The following is a 16,685-nucleotide window of genomic DNA, read 5'->3' as shown; positions in this document are numbered from 1 at the left end:
CGTCGACGCGGGCGCCACCCAACACCGAACGGAAAGAGGGGTATCAGCATGATCGACCGCACCAAGTACGGGCCATGGGCCGTGATCGCCGGCGGATCAGAAGGTGTCGGCGCCGAATTCGCCCGGCAGTTAGCCGAGGCGGGAGTCAACCTCGTGCTGATCGCTCGCAAACCTGGCCCGTTGGAGCAGACCGCGCAACGATGCCGGGAGTTGGGTGCACAAGTACGCCCGTTGTCGGTGGATCTGCTTGAGCCCCAGTCCGTGTCAAAGATCATCGATGAAACCGCGGATCTTGAGGTCGGTTTGCTGATCTACAACGCGGGTGCCAGTACTTGCAACGAGCTGTTCCTGGACACCGAACTACGTGAGTTCCAAGCTGTCACGGACCTGAACGTCACCCGGATGCTGGCGATGGTTCAACACTACGGACGGCTGATGGCAGATCGCAGGCGCGGCGGCATCATGATCATCGGCTCACTGGCGGGCTACATGGGGGCCTGGCGACACACCATCTACGCCGGCGCCAAGGCGTTCTCGCGGGTGTTCGCCGAGAGCCTGTGGCTCGAGCTCCGCGACTGCAACGTCGATGTTGTCGAGCTCGTATTAGGTGTCACTCGGACACCCGCAATGGAGCGTGTCGGCCTCAACTTCGATGCCCCTGGGGTCGTGGTCAACGAGCCCGCGGAGGTCGCCGCGGAGGGACTGGCGCATCTGGGCGACGGACCGGTCTGGGTTGCGGGCGGCAATGCGCCCCGCGCGAAAGCCAACAGCGCGCCGGACCGGGCCCGGGTGGTGCTGGAGGCGCACGAGGCGATCAAGGCGCTGATCGCCGGAGCGCACTGACTGTGCGCCTAGGTGTGGCCACGCCTGTGGTCGTGCAAGTCCCAGGGGCGTCGTCGCCCTGGGAGGCGGGCGCCGGGGTTTCCGAACTGGCGCGCATCGCCGCGGCAGCCGACGATTTGGACTTCGAGTACGTGACGTGTTCGGAACACGTAGCCGTTCCCATCGTCGACGCCGCGAGCCGGGGTGCGGTGTACTGGGATCCGCTGGCCACGCTGTCCTATCTCGCCGCGCACACGCGGCGCATCCGTCTCGCGACCTCGGTACTCGTGCTGGGGTACCACCACCCTCTGCAGATCGCCAAGCGGTACGGAACCCTCGACCAGATCAGCGGCGGACGCGTGGTACTCGGTGTGGGCATCGGCACGCTTGTGGAGGAGTTCACCCTGCTCGGGGCTCAATGGACTCAGCGGTCGGCCCGCGCTGACGACGCGATCCGCGCACTGCGTGCGTCGCTGTCCACCGCGACACCGCGGTATGACGGTCAGTTTCACAGCTACGACGCTGTGACGGTGCTGCCCCATGCACAGCAGGCCAGGGTGCCGATTTGGGTCGGCGGCCGCAGCGCGGCTTCGTTCCGACGCGCCGTGGAACTGGCCGACGGCTGGATGCCCTTCGGTCTGTCGGCCGAGCAGATCCGCGCCATGCTCACCGCCGTAGAGGTACCGAGCGGATTCGAGGTCGTGTTGTCGGCGGCGGTGGATCCTGAGGCCGAACCGGCCCGCGTCCGCACCGACTTGGCGACGTTGCGTGACGCCGGCGCCACTGCGATCACCTGCACCGTGCGGGCCGACAGCGGCCAGCACTACTGCGACCAGCTCGCCCGACTGCGGGACATCGAGAGGCAGCTATGACCGACGTCGACACCTTGACCCGGCTCCAGCGGATGTTGGACGAGCACGACATTGCCAAACTCATCGCGTCATACGGACCAGCCGTCGATGCCGGGCAAGCAGACGACGCAGCACGCCTGTGGGCGGCCGACGGAACCTACGACGTCGAGGGCTGGCAGATGGCGGGAAGGCGCGGTGTCCGCGACATGGTCGCCTCGCCCTCACACCAGGAATTGGTGGCCAGCGGGTGCTGTCACTTCCTGGGGCCCGCCGTCGTCACCGTTGAGGGGAACCATGCCGTGGCGGTGTGCGAATCGCTCGTCCTGCTCCGCCGCAACAGTCAGGTCCAGTCGACCGAGGATTACCGGGTGTGGCGCGCGACCGCCAACCACTTCGTACTCGACCGCATCGACGGTGACTGGCAGATCATCAAGCGAGCCAGCCGCATCCTCGACGGCGACCCACACGCGCATGCGTTACTTGCTGCAGGTTTGCACGGCATTGCAGCGCCCACCGACGAACGGGATGGAAGCTAGACGTACAGAAAAACCCTATTCTTCTCCTGCGGCGGTGATTGTCGATACCGTCACCGGAGCGGTCCCAGGGACGAGATGCACTGCCCTACAGCACCCTTTACGCCGACCAGCGCCGAGTAATCGCCTTGAATATGCGCGACGCCGATACAAGCGCTGATCACCCATCCGCACGACCGATCGTTCACTATCTCGGCCTTGGACTCCGAACCAGGAGCACCGCGACACTCCCGCGCATGGGCATTGTCGAACCCCCGCTGTGGCGGCATGGTGCCAAGTCTCCCGATGGGTGGGAACACAACTATCCGTGGGTGGAGCGGAGTGCCATCCTTCCTCTCGGACCGCGTGTCTGGCGTCACACCGCTAAAACGCTGACTTACGTAGGAAGGAAACGGACACATGCCGCCGCACCGACAACTTCCCGCTTCGCTGCAAGCGGTCGGTGGGTTGTTCGCCATGTCGGTCGACGCCGCAAAGTTCGCTGTTCGAAAGCCTTTTGAATGGCGCGAGTTCATCGACCAATCTTGGTTCGTTGCACGCGTGTCGCTTGCTCCGACGCTGCTGGTCGCGATTCCTTTCACCGTGCTGGTGTCGTTCACCTTGAACATCCTGTTGCGCGAACTCGGCGCCGCCGATCTGTCCGGGGCCGGCGCAGCGTTCGGAGCGGTAACTCAGGTGGGGCCGATGGTGACGGTGTTGATCGTGGCCGGTGCCGGGGCCACGGCGATGTGCGCCGACCTGGGATCGCGCACGATCCGCGAGGAGATCGACGCCATGGAGGTCCTCGGAATCAACCCCGTTCAGCGGCTCGTTGCTCCACGGATGCTGGCCTCCGGCCTGGTCGCACTACTGCTTAACAGTCTCGTCGTGATCATCGGAATTCTCGGCGGCTACTTCTTCTCGGTGTTCGTCCAGGCCGTGAACCCCGGAGCGTTCGCGGCGGGCATCACCTTGCTGACCGGAGTCCCCGAAATGATCATCTCGTGCGTGAAGGCCGCGTTGTTCGGACTGATCGCTGGCCTGGTGGCCTGCTACCGCGGGCTCACCATCTCCGGTGGCGGCGCCAAGGCGGTGGGCAACGCCGTCAACGAAACCGTCGTCTATGCGTTCATGGCACTGTTCGTGGTCAACGTGGTGGTCACCGCCATCGGCATCCAGATGACGACACGATGACCGGATCTGCGACGGCGCTCCGGCCGTCCTACCCGCGCTTTTCGCGGGCCGTGCGCGGGCCGACGGCGGCTGTCGGCGGCATCGGCGACCACGTGTTTTTCTACGGCCGGGCGTTGAGCGTGGTGCCCTATGCCGCCGCACATTACCGCCGCGAGGTCATCCGACTGGTCGCCGAAATCAGCATGGGTGCAGGAACGCTCGCGATGATCGGCGGAACGGTGGTCATCGTCGGGTTTCTCACTCTGGCGACGGGTGGGGTGCTGGCGATCCAGGGATACAGTTCATTGGGCAACATCGGTATCGAGGCGCTGACCGGATTCCTTGCCGCTTTCATCAACGTGCGCATCTCGGCTCCGATTGTCGCTGGCATCGGTCTAGCCGCCACCTTCGGAGCCGGTGTTACCGCACAACTGGGTGCCATGCGGATCAACGAAGAGATCGACGCGCTGGAATCGATGGCGATCCGCGCGGTCGAGTATCTGGTGAGCACCCGCATCGTGGCCGGAATGCTTGCGATCACCCCCCTGTATTCGATCGCGGTGATCCTGTCTTTTGTTGCCAGTCAGTTCACCACGGTGGTGTTGCTCGGTCAGTCTGGTGGCCTGTACGACCACTACTTCAATACCTTCCTCAACCCCATCGACCTGTTGTGGTCCTTTCTGCAGGCGCTGCTGATGGCGTTGGCCATCCTGCTCATCCACACCTATTACGGCTACTTCGCGAGCGGTGGACCGGCCGGTGTCGGTGTGGCCGTGGGCAATGCGGTGCGTACCTCGCTGATCGTGGTCGTGTCGATCACGCTGCTGGTCTCGCTGGCCGTGTACGGCTCCAACGGCAACTTCAACCTGTCAGGCTAAGAGAGATCCGATGTCGCGTGAGGCTGCACGTCTGCTGGTGGGTCTGGCCACCATCGGGGCGATCATGGCGATCGTCGTTGGTGCCGCGGTCCTATTCCGAGGCGGAGCGACCGCGACTGCCTCGGTGACGGTGCTGTCACCACGAACCGGACTGGTGATGAATCCCGACGCCAAGGTCAAACTGCATGGCGCCCAGGTAGGCAAGGTCGTCTCGATTGATTCGCTGCCCGACGGGCAAGCCGCCATCCGATTGGCTATGAATCCGGCTGACCTGCAATTGATCCCGGTGAACACGGCCGTACAGATCGTATCTACCACGGTATTCGGGTCCAAGTTCATCGACTTGGTCCCGCCGAAGGATCCGTCCCACGAGCCAATGTATCCGGGCCAGATCCTCGACGCCGGACACGTCACCGTCGAGATCAACACGGTCTTCCAACAGCTGGTCGCGGTTTTGTCAGAGATCCAACCGGAAAAGCTCAACGAGACACTCGGCGCGCTGGCGCAAGCGTTCAACGGACGCGGCACCAAGCTCGGCCAAACCATGTCGGACCTCGATGCGCTGCTGACGAAGATCGATCCCAGTTTGTCGAATCTGAGCCACGAGCTTGCCGTCGCCCCGCGGGTGACCGATGCCTATGCCGATGCCGCGCCGCACCTGATCACCATCGCGCAGAACGCGACCCAACTAAGCAACACCATCGTCGATCGACGACACGACCTGGACGCACTGCTGATCAGCGCGATCGGATTGGCCGACATCGGCAACGAGGTGATCACCACCAACGCTGATCCGCTGACCGACGTGATGCGCCTGCTGGTGCCCACCACCAACCTGACCAACCAGTACAACCCCGCGCTGACCTGTGCGCTCAAAGGACTCGAACCCCTGGCGATGGGACCGCCGCAGCCGCTGCCGGGCGTCATGCTGCTGGACTCATTCCTACTGGGAACCGAGCGCTACCGCTATCCCGGCAACCTGCCGAAAGTCGCGGCAACCGGCGGCCCCCAGTGCATGGACCTGCCCGATGTCGGGTTCGGGCAACGGCCGCCGTTCGTGGTCACCGACATCGACGCCGACCCCGCACAGTACGGAAATCAGGGAATCCTGCTGAACTCCGATGCCCTCAAACAGGCGCTGTTCGGCCCGCTGGACGGCCCCCCACGCAACACTGCACAGATGGGACAACCGGGATGACGCTGGGTAGCGTGAGCGCCATCAAGTTCTGCATATGGGCGATGGCCATGCTGCTCTGCACCGCAGCACTTTTCGTCATCTTGGGGCAATACCGCACCGGTGCGACCAACGGCTACTCGGCAGTGTTCTCCGATGCATCCAGCCTTAAAGCCGGTGACTCCGTGCGGGTTGCGGGCATCCGAGTCGGAACGGTAACCGATGTTGCGCTGCGATCCGACAACAGTGTGCTGGTGAGCTTCGACGCCGACCGCGATGTGGTCCTGAACACCGGAACCAAGGCGGCGGTGCGATATTTGGACCTGGTCGGCAACCGGTATCTAGAATTGCTGCACAGCCCCGGATCGACGGAAGTCCAACCACCGGGATCACAGATACCCGCCGATCGCACCGAGCCGGCATTGGATCTCGATCTACTCCTGGGTGGCCTCAAACCCGTCATCCAGGGCCTCAACGCCCAGAATGTCAACGCCCTGACCAACTCCCTGATCCAGATCCTGCAGGGCCAAGGCGGGACCGTGGAATCGCTGCTGTCCCAGACGACAGCGTTCACGCAGGCGATCGCCGATAACGGCCAGACCGTACAGCAACTGATCGACAACCTGAAGACCGCGGTCGCGACCGTCGCGGACAACGGTGACCAATTTTCGGGCGCGGTCGATCGGCTCCAACAACTCGTCACCGGTCTGAGTGAGCAACGCGATCCCATCGGGGAGGCCATCACCGCCCTGGACCGGGGGACAGCGTCGTTGGCCGATCTGATGATCCAGGCCCGACCACCGCTGTCAGGCACGGTCGACCAGCTGACGCGCCTGGCGCCGCTGCTCGACAACGACGACGCGAAGGGCCGTATCGATCTGGCGCTGCAGAAGGCGCCGGGCAACTACCGCAAGCTCGTCCGACTCGGCGCGTACGGCAGCTTCATCAACCAATACCTGTGCGGCATGAACATCCGGGTCACCGATCTGCAGGGGCGTACCGCGTACTTCCCCTGGATCATGCAATACAACGGCCGCTGCGGGGAGCCCTGATGCTGAAATACCGCGGATCCCAACTCGTCCGCAACGGACTTATTGGGATCGTCCTGATCGTGCTCGTCATCGCCGTGGGGCTGCACCCGCAAACTCTTTGGGCGTGGGCCACATCGATCACGTATCGGGCACTGTTTGTCGAGGCCGGGGGGCTGGCGCCCGGCAATGATGTGAAGGTGTCAGGCGTCACGAAAGGCACCGTCACCGACGTCGCCCTGAGCCGCGGCAAAGCAGTGGTGACCTTCACCGTCGACAGCACGGTGCGGCTGGGCAGCGACACCACCGCTCATATCCGAACCGGGACGGTGCTTGGCGCGCGGACGCTAACCCTGGAGCCTGCGGGCGCCGTGGCAATGCACGCCATGGACACCATCCCGCTTACCCGGACGTCATCGCCGTACTCACTGACCGAAGCCACCAGCGACTTCACCACCAATACCGCCGAAACCGATACCGCCGCGCTCACCCGGTCTCTGGACACATTGTCCGACACCATCGACCGGATGGCTCCGCAGCTCGGACCCACCTTCGAGGCCGTGACCGCCCTGTCACGAACACTGAACGGCCGCAACGAATCGTTGGCCGGTCTGCTCAAGAGTGCCGCCGAGGTGGCGAAGATTCTGTCGCGACGCAGCCAGCAGGTCAACACTCTGCTGCTGGACGCCAATGCGCTGGTCGGAGTGCTCGACCAACGCCGGTACGCGATCGTCAATCTGCTGGCCAATACCTCGGCAGTGGCCCAGCAGCTTTCGGGATTGGTGCGCGACAACGAACAAGAACTCGCCCCCACCCTGCAGAAGCTCAACGGCGTGACTGCAGTACTGGAGAAGAACCGCGACAACATCGCCCAAGCCCTAGCCGGGCTTGCCAAATACCAGGTCACGCAGGGTGAATCGGTGAACAACGGCTGGTACTACAACGCGTTCGTCGGCAATCTACTGCCCTCGCAGACCCTGCAGCCCTTCCTCGACTACGCCTTCGGCTTCCGCCGCGGCGTTAACGCCGGACAACCCGCTGACAACGCCGGCCCTCGCGCCGAATTTCCATGGCCGCACAACGGAATTCCCGGAGGAAGCCGATGACAGCCCGGCACCGTACCCGGCTCGCCCGAACCATGCTTGTGTTGTTGGTGGTCCTGGCGGTCGCCGGCGCTGTGGTGTTGGTGCAGAACACCATGCTGCGCCCCACCACGATCACCGCCTACTTCACCTCGGCCACCGCGATCTACCCCGGCGACGAGGTCCGCGTCGCCGGAGTCAAAGTTGGCACCATCACCAGCATCGAACCCGTCGGAGAACAGGCCAGGATCACACTGTCCGTCGACCACAAAGTGCCCATCCCGGCGCAGGCCACAGCGATCATCATGGCCCAGAATCTGGTCGCCGCACGCTATGTACAGCTGGCGCCCGCCTACGAAGGCGACGGGCCGACAATGACCGACGGCGCGCAGATCGGTGTCGAGCGCACCGCCGTACCCGTCGAGTGGGATCAGGTCAAAGACCAGTTGATGCGGCTGGCCACGGATCTCGGGCCGGTCAATGGATCCTCAGCCACCTCGCTCAGCCACTTCATCGACAGCGCCGGCAACGCCATGGACGGAAACGGAGACAAGCTGCGCCAGGCGATCAGTCAGCTCTCCGGCGTAGGACGCGCTCTGGCCCAGGGCAGTGGAAACGTGGTTGAGATCATCAAAAATCTACAGATCTTCGTCACCGCCCTGCGCGACAGCAACACCCAGATCGTCCAATTTCAAGACCGATTGGCGAGCGTCACAAGTGTCGTGGACGGTAGCCGCTCGGATCTGGATGCCGCGCTGACCAACCTGGCGAGCGCGGTCGGCGACGTGCAGCGCTTCATCGCCGGCAGCCGCGACCAGACCGTCGAGCAACTTCAGCGACTCAACAACGTCACCCAGAACCTCGTCGACAACCGGCTGAAGCTCGAGAACGTCCTACACGTGGCGCCCAATGCAATCGCCAACGGGTACAACATTTATAGCCCCGACAGCGGCACAGCCGTCGGGGCGTTCGCCATGTCGAACTTCGCCAACCCGGTCATGGTGGTGTGCGCGGCGATCGCCGCGGTCAAAAACGCGACGGCCGCCGAGACCTCGAAGCTGTGCGCTCAGTATCTCGGGCCGGCCCTGGCATTGATCAACTTCAATTACCTTCCCATGCCGTTCAACGCGTACTTGCGCAAGGCACCCAGCCCGGAGAACCTGGTGTACAGCGACCCCAACCTCGCACCGGGTGGCACCGGCGGTCGACCACAACCAGTGGACGAACCCCCCGCGGTGTCGGCCTACACCGGAGCCGATGACGTGCCACCACCGGCCGGCTGGGGAGCACCACCCGGTCCGCCCGGCACCTATGCGCCCCACGGACTGCCGGCCGCACCTGCACCCGCGTTGTTCCCGGGCGCACCGATCCCGCCTGGCGTGGCCGCCGCGCCCGATGCGGAGGGGCAGCCACCGCGGACCCTGCCCGACATGCTGCTTCCACCCGAAGTAGCCGCACCCTCGACACCCGCCTTCACGGGGGGAACGCCATGACCTCACGAGGCTTCACGCAGGTAGCGGCGATGGCGTGCGGTGCTGTGCTGACATTGACGGGCTGCGCCTTTCACGGGCTGAACTCGCTGGCGCTACCCGGCACTGTGGGACGCGGATCCGGCGCGGCGGTCTATCACATCCAGCTGGCCAATGTCGCTACGTTGGAGCCGAACTCGCCGGTCATGATCGCCGATGTCATCGTGGGCAGCGTCTCGAAGATGACGGTACGTGACTGGTGCGCTGACGTGGAGGTCTCGGTCAAGCCCGGCGTGATCGTGCCGGCCAACGCCGCCGCCACGGTCGGACAAACCAGCCTGCTGGGCTCGATGCACATCGCCTTGGACCCCCCTCTGGGGCAGCCCCCGGCCGGGCGCTTGACTCCCGGTGCAACCCTGGGGCTCAGCGACACCGCGACGTACCCGTCGACCGAGCGGACGCTGTCGTCACTGTCGGTGCTCGTCAACGGTGGGGGTCTGGGAAAGATCGGGGAGCTGGTCAACGAATTCAACACCGCGCTGAACGGGCGCCAGGGCCAGATCCGCGATCTGCTGACTCGCCTCAACGACTTCGTCGGCATGCTCGCCACGCAACGAGACGACATCAACGCCGCCATCACCGCGTTAGACCGGCTCGCCGGCACGCTAGCCGGCCAAAGCGACGTCATCACCGAGGCGCTGCAGCACATCCCGCCGGCACTGGACGTGCTGATCCAGGAGCGGCCGCGAATGACGACGGCGCTGCAGAAGCTCGGGGTCTTCAGTGACACCGCTACGAAACTGATCAACGCGACTCACGACGATCTGCTCACCAATCTGCGCAACCTCGAGCCGACCGTGCGTGCGCTGGCCGACGTCGGACCGAATCTGGGTGCGCTGCTGGCGTTCGTGCCGACCTACCCGTACCCGCAGAACTTCATCGATCGCGCGATCCGCGGCGATTACCTCAACGAGTTCATCACCTTCGACTTCACCGTTCCCCGCCTCAAACGAGGACTGTTCCTGGGCACCCGCTGGGGCCAAGAAGGCGCCCCATTGGTGCCCGCACCCGGTGACCCCTGGTACGCCAACTACTCCAAAGACCCGCTGGGAGTGCCGTTGACACCCGTGCCCACCGCTGTCGCCACCATGCCCCCCTTGATCGAGGGGCCCCCCGCGCAAGGTCAGGCGACTGAGACGGAATCGTCCGGCGCAGCCCCGGGCCGATCACCCAGTCTGAGACCACCTGGGCCTGCCCCGGACGGCTCGAACGGAGGCGGCAACTGATGCTCACCCGCTTCGTCCGCATCCAGCTGGCCATCTTCGTCGTCGCCGCCATCGTTGGCATGACGGTGATGGTCGTGGCGTACCTGCAAGCCCCCACCCTGTTGGGGATCGGGCGCATGACGGTCACTCTGCAACTGCCCGGCACCGGCGGTCTCTACCGGTTCTCCAACGTCACCTATCGCGGCGTGCAGATCGGCAAGGTCACCGATGTGCGACCCACCCGCGAGGGCGCGGTGGCCACACTGTCGTTGAACACCACACCTAAAGTCCCGGCGGATCTGCACGCCGCGGTGTCAAGCGTCTCGGCGGTGGGGGAGCAATACGTCGACCTGCAACCCCGCAACGAATCAGGACCCTACCTGCATGACGGATCCGTCATACCACCGGAAAACACATCGATTCCCCAGGCCGTCGGACCCATGCTCGATCAAGTCAGCGCGCTCATCGGAAGCATTCCCAAAGACAAAATCGCCCCACTGCTGAACGAAACACTCAAGGGATTCAACGGATCCGGATACGAGGTCGGGTCGTTGCTGGACTCGTCGTCGACACTGATCGGCGACGCCAACGCGGTGGCCGATCAATCCCGGGCACTCATCGACGACACTCGCCCGCTACTCGATGGACAGGCCGATTCCATCACCGTCATCCGAACGTGGGCACGCAGTATCGCCGGAATCAGCCAACAGTTGGTCACCAACGATCCGCAGGTGCGTACCGTGCTTGCCGACGGATCCGGTGCAGCCGACGAGGCCTCCCGCTTGTTCAAGCAAGTCTCACCCACCCTCCCGGTGCTGCTGGCCAATCTCACCAGCCTCGGCCAGGTCGGGGTGACCTATCACCCATCGCTAGAGCAGCTCATGGTGTTGCTGCCCCCCGTGGTTGCTTCCACGCAGTCCTACGGTGCGCCGAAGAACAATCCCACGGGCATGGCGCTGGGTGACTTCACGCTGAACATCGGCGACCCGCCGGCATGCACCGTCGGATTCCTGCCCCCACCACAATGGCGTTCCCCGGAGGACACCAGCGACATCGACACCCCCGACGGGCTCTATTGCAAACTGCCGCAAGATTCTCCGATCGGCGTCCGCGGAGCCCGCAACTATCCCTGTATGGGCACCCCGGGGAAACGCGCGCCCACCGTCGAAATCTGCAACAGCGACCAGCCGTATCAGCCGCTGGCCATGCGCCAACACGCCCTTGGCCCGTATCCGATCGATCCGAGCCTGATCGCTCAGGGCATACCCCCGGATTCCCGGGTGGATCGAGACGCGACCATCTACGGCCCACCCGAAGGAACCCCGCTCCCGCCGCCGGCGTCCGCGGCTCCGGTGCCCGACAGCCCAATGCCCGGGCCGTCAACCGACGCACCGCCAGCGCTTCCCGGTCCTGAGGCGCCGGGAGTCGCCCCGAGTGGATTTACTGCCGCTGGGCCCGGCGGACCGTCGATCGCGATAGCCACCTATGACCCCCGCACCGGTCAATACGCGAGCCCCGACGGAACGGTCTACCGTCAGTCCGATCTGGTGCCCCACGTCGGTGAACGGACCTGGAAGGACCTCTTCCCGACCTGAGCCGGGTTAGCCGGTCTTGATGAGCTTGAACGGCATGGTGATGAACACGACCTTGCTGCTGCCGCACGAGCCGCTGACGCCGGTTGTGGCGTCCTCACCGAGCAGCGTCGATGAGGTCGGGTCGGTGCCGCTGCCATCGGGGGTTGCGGGATAGAAGCGGAATACCTGCAAGCCCGGCCCCGCGGTGCCATCGGGGCACGGCTGCCAATTGTCGACCGCCTTCTTCACATACCAGACACCGCTTTTCATGTAGATGGGTGCGGTCCAACCCCAGTCGCTGACCACGGTTCCGGCGCATTCGGTGGGGTAGCTACAGCTGGTGGTGATCGACCACGTGCTGCGGATGCTGGCCTCGTCGTGATAAATGTCGTTGGTCTTGGCCCATTCGCCGTTCGAGGTAGCGCTGTAGCTGCCGTTGAGTCCCCACTCCGGGGTCGCGTAGGCCAGCGGAGTGGCGATACCACTAATCCCAGCCGCAGCTGCCACCACCACGGCTGCCGTTGCCATCCGCATCGCCGACTCCTCACTACACCGCATGGCGCGGCCGGACCATAATCACCGGGCGCCGAAACGCGCATCGTCGCGTGTCTCGATGCGGCGGCACCTCGCGCACCTTTTCTGCGGGTAACTGTGCGGCCTGTTCGGCCTTCTGGCGGGCAACCTCCCGCCCAGTGGACATTGCGATGGCAGAGGTTGCCCGGCGTGCCACAGTGTCGGCGTGCATTCACCTACCGCCGCCGTAGTTGCACTACTCCTTGCCGTGACATTGATGCCTGGCGGAGCGGCCGCGGCACCACCCAGCACCTGCGACGACCCGTCATGCGTGCCGGGGATCACCGGCGGGGTGGTCCTCGGCGCCCCGTGCCCGGACACCTCCCACTACGTTTTTGGCACCACGTCATGGGGCAGATTGGTGTTCTGCGGGTCGCCGCGCAGGTATGAACCCCGGTACTTCCGCTCTCCGCCGCTTGCCGGGATCCGCGAGGCGAACACGGCCTGCAGTGGGTCGGAGAATTCCGTTGCCCAAGCGCCGGACGGGCTGTTCTTGAGCTGCGTGGCCACGGACGGTTCGAGTCGGTGGGTTCGTGGCGATGCGTAAGAATCTGCGGCGAGACATATGGTGCCGGTCGCTGCGCCACGCTGCGTGCGCAATCGTGCTCGTTGGGCTCGAGCTCAGCACCGCCACAGTCACGCCCGCGTGTGCAGACGAGCCGACGCCACACCGGGTGACCTACACCGTAACCACCCAGCAAGCCGCTTCTGCCGACATCTACTACCGCGAGGTCGACCCCCCGTCGTGGGCGGACTACAGCCACAACCCGTATCAGTTCAGCCCCAAAGACGACGTAGCACTGCAGCCCGGGGTGCCCTGGGTTCGCGAGGTGACGTTGGCGGACCCGCAGCGGTGGGCGATGGTCGCCGTCGGTGTGACCCCGGCGATGCCAGCGGGGACACCGGCCGTGCACTGCCAACTGGCGGTGGACGGGGTCGTGGTCAACCGCAGCGAAGGTCCCAACGGTGCGCTGTGTTCAGTGCGGCCCTGGTGAACGTCGGCAGAGGCGCCGCGCACGTCAATGCCCGCTGGGTGGGAACCTCGCCGTCCAACACCATCAGGTCGAGATAACGTGGCCGGCCGGCCGCCCACACGTTGCTCGGACGTCTCGCATTGGGGCAGCGACGAACCCGGAGGTACACAATGCGGTTGAGGAGTCGCCGAGACGCGGCAGCCGATCCCACGCCGCGCGACGGCACGGCTCACGCAAAGACCGGAATCGACCCGTCGCTGGTCCGCGAAGCTGAGGCCGAAGCCGCCGTGGCCGAGGCTCGCGCCGCCGCCGCACGTACACGCGCCCGGGCACTTCGTGCCCGCATGCCGGACAGCGTCGGCGACGAGGCAAACACCGAAACCACCGACGTCGATGACGAACTCACGGCGGCATCCACACCGGCGTCGAGCCGCCGGCGGCGACGCCCGCGATCTTCATTGGCGACGGCGATCACGCTGCTCGCGGTCCTCACGGGTGTGGCGCTTGCGGCAGCCAGCGGACAGATGTGGTGGCACCATCAACAGGTTGTGCGCGACCAGCACCATCGGGCCGAGTTCGTCGCTGCCGCAACCCAAGCCGTCGTGACATTGATGTCGATCGACAGCGCGAAGGCCGAAGACAACGTGGCGCAGATCATCGCCAATGCGACGGGTCAATTCCTCGATGACTTCCAGTCCGCGGCAGACGACTTCGTCCGAGCCGCCCACGACTCCAAGTCGGTGACAAAGGCGACCGCGCGGGCCTGCGCCATCGAAACGATGACGCCGCATTCGGCTATCGTCCTGGTCACCGCCGCTACGACCGTCAGCAACTCCGCCGGCGCAGACCAGCAGCCCAGGAACTGGCGTCTCAGCGTCGACATGGTCCGAGAAGGGCAACAGATCAAGCTGTCAAAGGTGGAGTTCGTACCGTGAGCATCAGCACCGACAACGAAACCGCTTCCAGCGCAGGTTTGGACGAACAGGAACTCGCCGCCGCGAGCGCGGCTCACGCGCAGAACGCGACCGCCGGCGACGGTCGGTGGACGCGGCACATTGTGGCGCGATGTCACCAACTGGCGCTCGCCTGTTTCGTGTTGATCTGCGCGGGCGTGGCAGGTGCCCTGTTCTTCGGAACCTATCGCGGTGACTCCGCCGCTGCCGATGCAACCGCATCAGTGCTCACCGCTGCACAACAAGGAAGTTCGGCGTTGTTGACGTACGCCCCAGATAGTTTGGACCGCGATCTTGCAAACGCACGGTCACAGCTGACTGGGGACTTCTTGACCTATTACAGCCAGTTCACGGACCAATTCGTCGTTCCTGCCGTCAAACAGAAGAATATCCACGCCACGGCATCGGTGGTGCGAGCGGCAGCCGTGGACGTGTACCCCGGCACCGCGCAGGTGCTGATCTTCTTGAACCAGACCACCACCAGCCGCGACAACCCCGCTCCGGTGCAGACGGCCAGCAGTGTCAGGGTCGGTTTGACCAAGGTCAGTGGGGACTGGCGGATCTCCTCGTTCGACCCGATATAACCAGGGGTGTCCTGTGACGGGCTCAACTCCCGCTCAGCGGACACGGGCGTCGATACGGAAGGGCGCGCGGTGCACTGTGAACAACGATGCACCGCGAGCGGCGAAGGGCTGAGATGACGACTCCAAACGGCGACAGCGTGACGTACGAGATCCGCGAGCATGTCGCGGTGGTGACCATGAACCGGCCGCGCTACCGCAACGCCCAAAACTCGGTCATGACATACGCGTTGGACGCTGCTTTTCAACGCGCGGTCGAGGACCACGAAGTCCGCGTGATTGTTTGGCCTGCATCACTTCGCTCACGCGCACAATGCCGAGATCGGCACAGGATCCCTGGGCGGGATGGACGCCAAAGCCATGGCAAGCCAGGATACCAACGCAAGATAATCGGTCGAAAACAGTCGCCGGAGCCCTTGAATGGGCCCGGCGGTTCTCAGCCGCGGGCATGCGGTCGGTGGACGGGTCTACATGCGTAGCAGTTCGAATGGGTAGGTCACGGTTGCGCCGGGCGCACCGTCGCAGCCCGCTGAGAACGACGACGCCAGCATCCCCGAGCGCGTCGTGGCATCCCAGGAATAGACGTCGAGCGTGGAGATGACGGGGCCGTAGTAGACGTCGCCGCAACGCAGCCCGTCAGGATTGTCGACTGTGAGCGTGTAGCGGCCGTTGGCCAACTGGGCATTCCCTTGGTACGGGAATGCTTTTGCTATGGGTTGGGGAATCGCTTGAACGTGCACGCATTCGCCAGAACAGCTCGACACGACCCATAGCCACGTGTGGAAGTCGTGACGGCCCTGAATGTGCAGTTCGAAATTGCCGTGTGGCGATTCCGCATATGCCGCCGGCCCCGACGCCAGCGCAACGACGAGCAAAGCGACACTTAGCAGCAGGGACTTCATGGCCACCCCTCCTTGCTGCCGTCGTTGATGATCCGCCGAATCGCGACGTCCGGCACGGCGATAACGTATTCGTCGCAGCAGGCGCGCGTCGACGACATGTCCGCTGAGCGGGATACTCGTCACGGCCGCCCGCGTCAACTTCGGCGACGCACACTGGTACGGACGTCGCGCGGACGGCCCGAAGCTCCGCGCCGCCGAACATTGGTCGCTGGAATGCTTGCGGCGGCCAGCGCAGTGCTGGTCAAAACGGCTGCTGGAGTGTGCGAGAGCAACATCGTCCCGCCCAATGGACATCCCACGCGACAACGCAGAGAGATTCGGCAGAATCCTCGGACGAGGCCGAACCTGATTAGGTGAAGCGGAATCCACATCGAATGGGGTGATGCATGAATCCACGCGAAGCGGTTCCGGCCGATGATGAACGTGACATCCAACGAGCATTGATCAGATTCGCCCGCGCAATGGATGACCGGGACTGGAACGGACTGTCGCAGATCCTCGCCGAGGACGCGATCGGCGACCTTGGCACCGGGCGACTAGAAGGCAGCGCGGCGATCATCGAACTGATCCGCGGATTCTTGGACAACTGCGGAACCACCCAGCATCTGCTCGGCAACGTGCTCATCGACGTCGACGGTGACCGAGCAACCAGCAGGGCCTATGTGCACGACCTACACCTCTCGCACACCAACCCAGAACTGACATTTCACACCCTGGGCGACTACCGCGACAGGTGGGAGCGCCGCGGCGGGCGCTGGTGGTTGGTCGAACGCATCAAGGACAACCGTGGCACTGTCGGCTCCCTCGACGTGTTCGCTGGCTGAGCACGGGCAGACCGCTCGAAGCCAAGTAGCCAATACTCCAGGTACGCCCC

At 64.5% G+C, this 16,685-nt stretch carries 18 protein-coding genes and 1 pseudogene; 17 read left to right on the top strand and 2 right to left on the bottom strand.

What is annotated here, in order from left to right:
- Positions 1-48 precede the first annotated feature (48 nt).
- The 11 genes from AC5Y36_RS14935 to AC5Y36_RS14885 all read left to right on the top strand — a co-directional run bounded on the left by AC5Y36_RS14935 (position 49) and on the right by AC5Y36_RS14885 (position 11,849).
- Positions 49-843: an SDR family NAD(P)-dependent oxidoreductase gene (locus tag AC5Y36_RS14935; protein WP_500041703.1), complete on the top strand. Its 795-nt coding sequence runs from the start codon at positions 49-51 to the stop codon at positions 841-843.
- Positions 844-845: 2 nt separating this feature from the next.
- Positions 846-1,694 carry an LLM class F420-dependent oxidoreductase gene (locus tag AC5Y36_RS14930; protein WP_500041702.1) on the top strand — a complete coding sequence of 283 codons (849 nt, stop codon included), beginning with the start codon at positions 846-848 and terminating at the stop codon, positions 1,692-1,694.
- Positions 1,691-2,209: a nuclear transport factor 2 family protein gene (locus AC5Y36_RS14925; RefSeq protein WP_500041701.1), complete on the top strand. Its 519-nt coding sequence runs from the start codon at positions 1,691-1,693 to the stop codon at positions 2,207-2,209. The genes AC5Y36_RS14930 and AC5Y36_RS14925 overlap by 4 nt, the downstream gene beginning before the upstream one ends.
- Positions 2,210-2,605: 396 nt before the next feature.
- The gene (locus AC5Y36_RS14920; RefSeq protein WP_500041700.1) at positions 2,606-3,379 is read left to right on the top strand and encodes an MlaE family ABC transporter permease; all 774 of its coding nucleotides are present in this window, start codon (positions 2,606-2,608) and stop codon (positions 3,377-3,379) included.
- Positions 3,376-4,236: an ABC transporter permease gene (locus AC5Y36_RS14915; protein ID WP_500041699.1), complete on the top strand. Its 861-nt coding sequence runs from the start codon at positions 3,376-3,378 to the stop codon at positions 4,234-4,236. Before AC5Y36_RS14920 ends, AC5Y36_RS14915 begins: the two co-directional genes overlap by 4 nt.
- Before the next feature lie 10 nt (positions 4,237-4,246).
- Positions 4,247-5,434, top strand: a complete 1,188-nt coding sequence (locus tag AC5Y36_RS14910) for an MCE family protein (protein ID WP_500041698.1) — start codon at positions 4,247-4,249, stop codon at positions 5,432-5,434.
- The gene (locus tag AC5Y36_RS14905) at positions 5,431-6,462 is read left to right on the top strand and encodes an MCE family protein (RefSeq protein WP_500041697.1); all 1,032 of its coding nucleotides are present in this window, start codon (positions 5,431-5,433) and stop codon (positions 6,460-6,462) included. Before AC5Y36_RS14910 ends, AC5Y36_RS14905 begins: the two co-directional genes overlap by 4 nt.
- On the top strand, positions 6,462-7,544 hold the full coding sequence (locus AC5Y36_RS14900; protein ID WP_500041696.1) for an MCE family protein: 1,083 nt from the start codon (positions 6,462-6,464) through the stop codon (positions 7,542-7,544). Before AC5Y36_RS14905 ends, AC5Y36_RS14900 begins: the two co-directional genes overlap by 1 nt.
- On the top strand, positions 7,541-9,013 hold the full coding sequence (locus tag AC5Y36_RS14895) for an MCE family protein (RefSeq protein WP_500041695.1): 1,473 nt from the start codon (positions 7,541-7,543) through the stop codon (positions 9,011-9,013). Before AC5Y36_RS14900 ends, AC5Y36_RS14895 begins: the two co-directional genes overlap by 4 nt.
- On the top strand, positions 9,010-10,275 hold the full coding sequence (locus AC5Y36_RS14890; protein WP_500041694.1) for an MCE family protein: 1,266 nt from the start codon (positions 9,010-9,012) through the stop codon (positions 10,273-10,275). The genes AC5Y36_RS14895 and AC5Y36_RS14890 overlap by 4 nt, the downstream gene beginning before the upstream one ends.
- The gene (locus AC5Y36_RS14885; protein WP_500041693.1) at positions 10,275-11,849 is read left to right on the top strand and encodes an MCE family protein; all 1,575 of its coding nucleotides are present in this window, start codon (positions 10,275-10,277) and stop codon (positions 11,847-11,849) included. Before AC5Y36_RS14890 ends, AC5Y36_RS14885 begins: the two co-directional genes overlap by 1 nt.
- 6 nt (positions 11,850-11,855) lie before the next feature.
- Here AC5Y36_RS14885 and AC5Y36_RS14880 read toward each other — a convergent pair whose 3' ends face one another.
- Complete coding sequence (locus tag AC5Y36_RS14880) at positions 11,856-12,362, bottom strand: Rv2253/PknI dimerization domain-containing protein (protein WP_500041692.1); 507 nt, start codon at positions 12,360-12,362, stop codon at positions 11,856-11,858.
- A 256-nt stretch (positions 12,363-12,618) separates the two neighbouring features.
- Here AC5Y36_RS14880 and AC5Y36_RS14875 point away from each other — a divergent pair, with 256 nt between their 5' ends.
- The 5 genes and pseudogenes from AC5Y36_RS14875 to AC5Y36_RS14855 all read left to right on the top strand — a co-directional run.
- Positions 12,619-12,948, top strand: a complete 330-nt coding sequence (locus AC5Y36_RS14875) for a hypothetical protein (protein WP_500041691.1) — start codon at positions 12,619-12,621, stop codon at positions 12,946-12,948.
- Between the two features lie 127 nt (positions 12,949-13,075).
- Entirely contained in the window at positions 13,076-13,396 is a 321-nt protein-coding gene (locus AC5Y36_RS14870) for an Rv2576c family protein (RefSeq protein ID WP_500041690.1), read from the top strand.
- 323 nt (positions 13,397-13,719) lie between these two features.
- Positions 13,720-14,310 carry an Rv1363c family protein gene (locus AC5Y36_RS14865; RefSeq protein ID WP_500041689.1) on the top strand — a complete coding sequence of 197 codons (591 nt, stop codon included), beginning with the start codon at positions 13,720-13,722 and terminating at the stop codon, positions 14,308-14,310.
- Entirely contained in the window at positions 14,307-14,912 is a 606-nt protein-coding gene (locus AC5Y36_RS14860) for a twin-arginine translocation pathway signal (RefSeq protein WP_500041688.1), read from the top strand. Before AC5Y36_RS14865 ends, AC5Y36_RS14860 begins: the two co-directional genes overlap by 4 nt.
- A 113-nt stretch (positions 14,913-15,025) precedes the next feature.
- Positions 15,026-15,193 (top strand): annotated as a pseudogene (locus AC5Y36_RS14855) (enoyl-CoA hydratase); the annotation flags it as partial.
- Between the two features lie 183 nt (positions 15,194-15,376).
- Here AC5Y36_RS14855 and AC5Y36_RS14850 read toward each other — a convergent pair.
- On the bottom strand, positions 15,377-15,811 hold the full coding sequence (locus AC5Y36_RS14850) for a hypothetical protein (protein WP_500041687.1): 435 nt from the start codon (positions 15,809-15,811) through the stop codon (positions 15,377-15,379).
- A 386-nt stretch (positions 15,812-16,197) separates the two neighbouring features.
- Here AC5Y36_RS14850 and AC5Y36_RS14845 point away from each other — a divergent pair, with 386 nt between their 5' ends.
- Positions 16,198-16,635, top strand: coding sequence for a nuclear transport factor 2 family protein (locus tag AC5Y36_RS14845; RefSeq protein WP_500041686.1), 438 nt, complete (start codon positions 16,198-16,200; stop codon positions 16,633-16,635).
- Positions 16,636-16,685: the final 50 nt, after the last annotated feature.

The organism is Mycobacterium sp. NGS50, assembly GCF_059812545.1.
The sequence above is the reverse complement of the archived record's forward strand: the minus strand, read 5'-3'. Positions and strand labels throughout refer to the sequence as shown.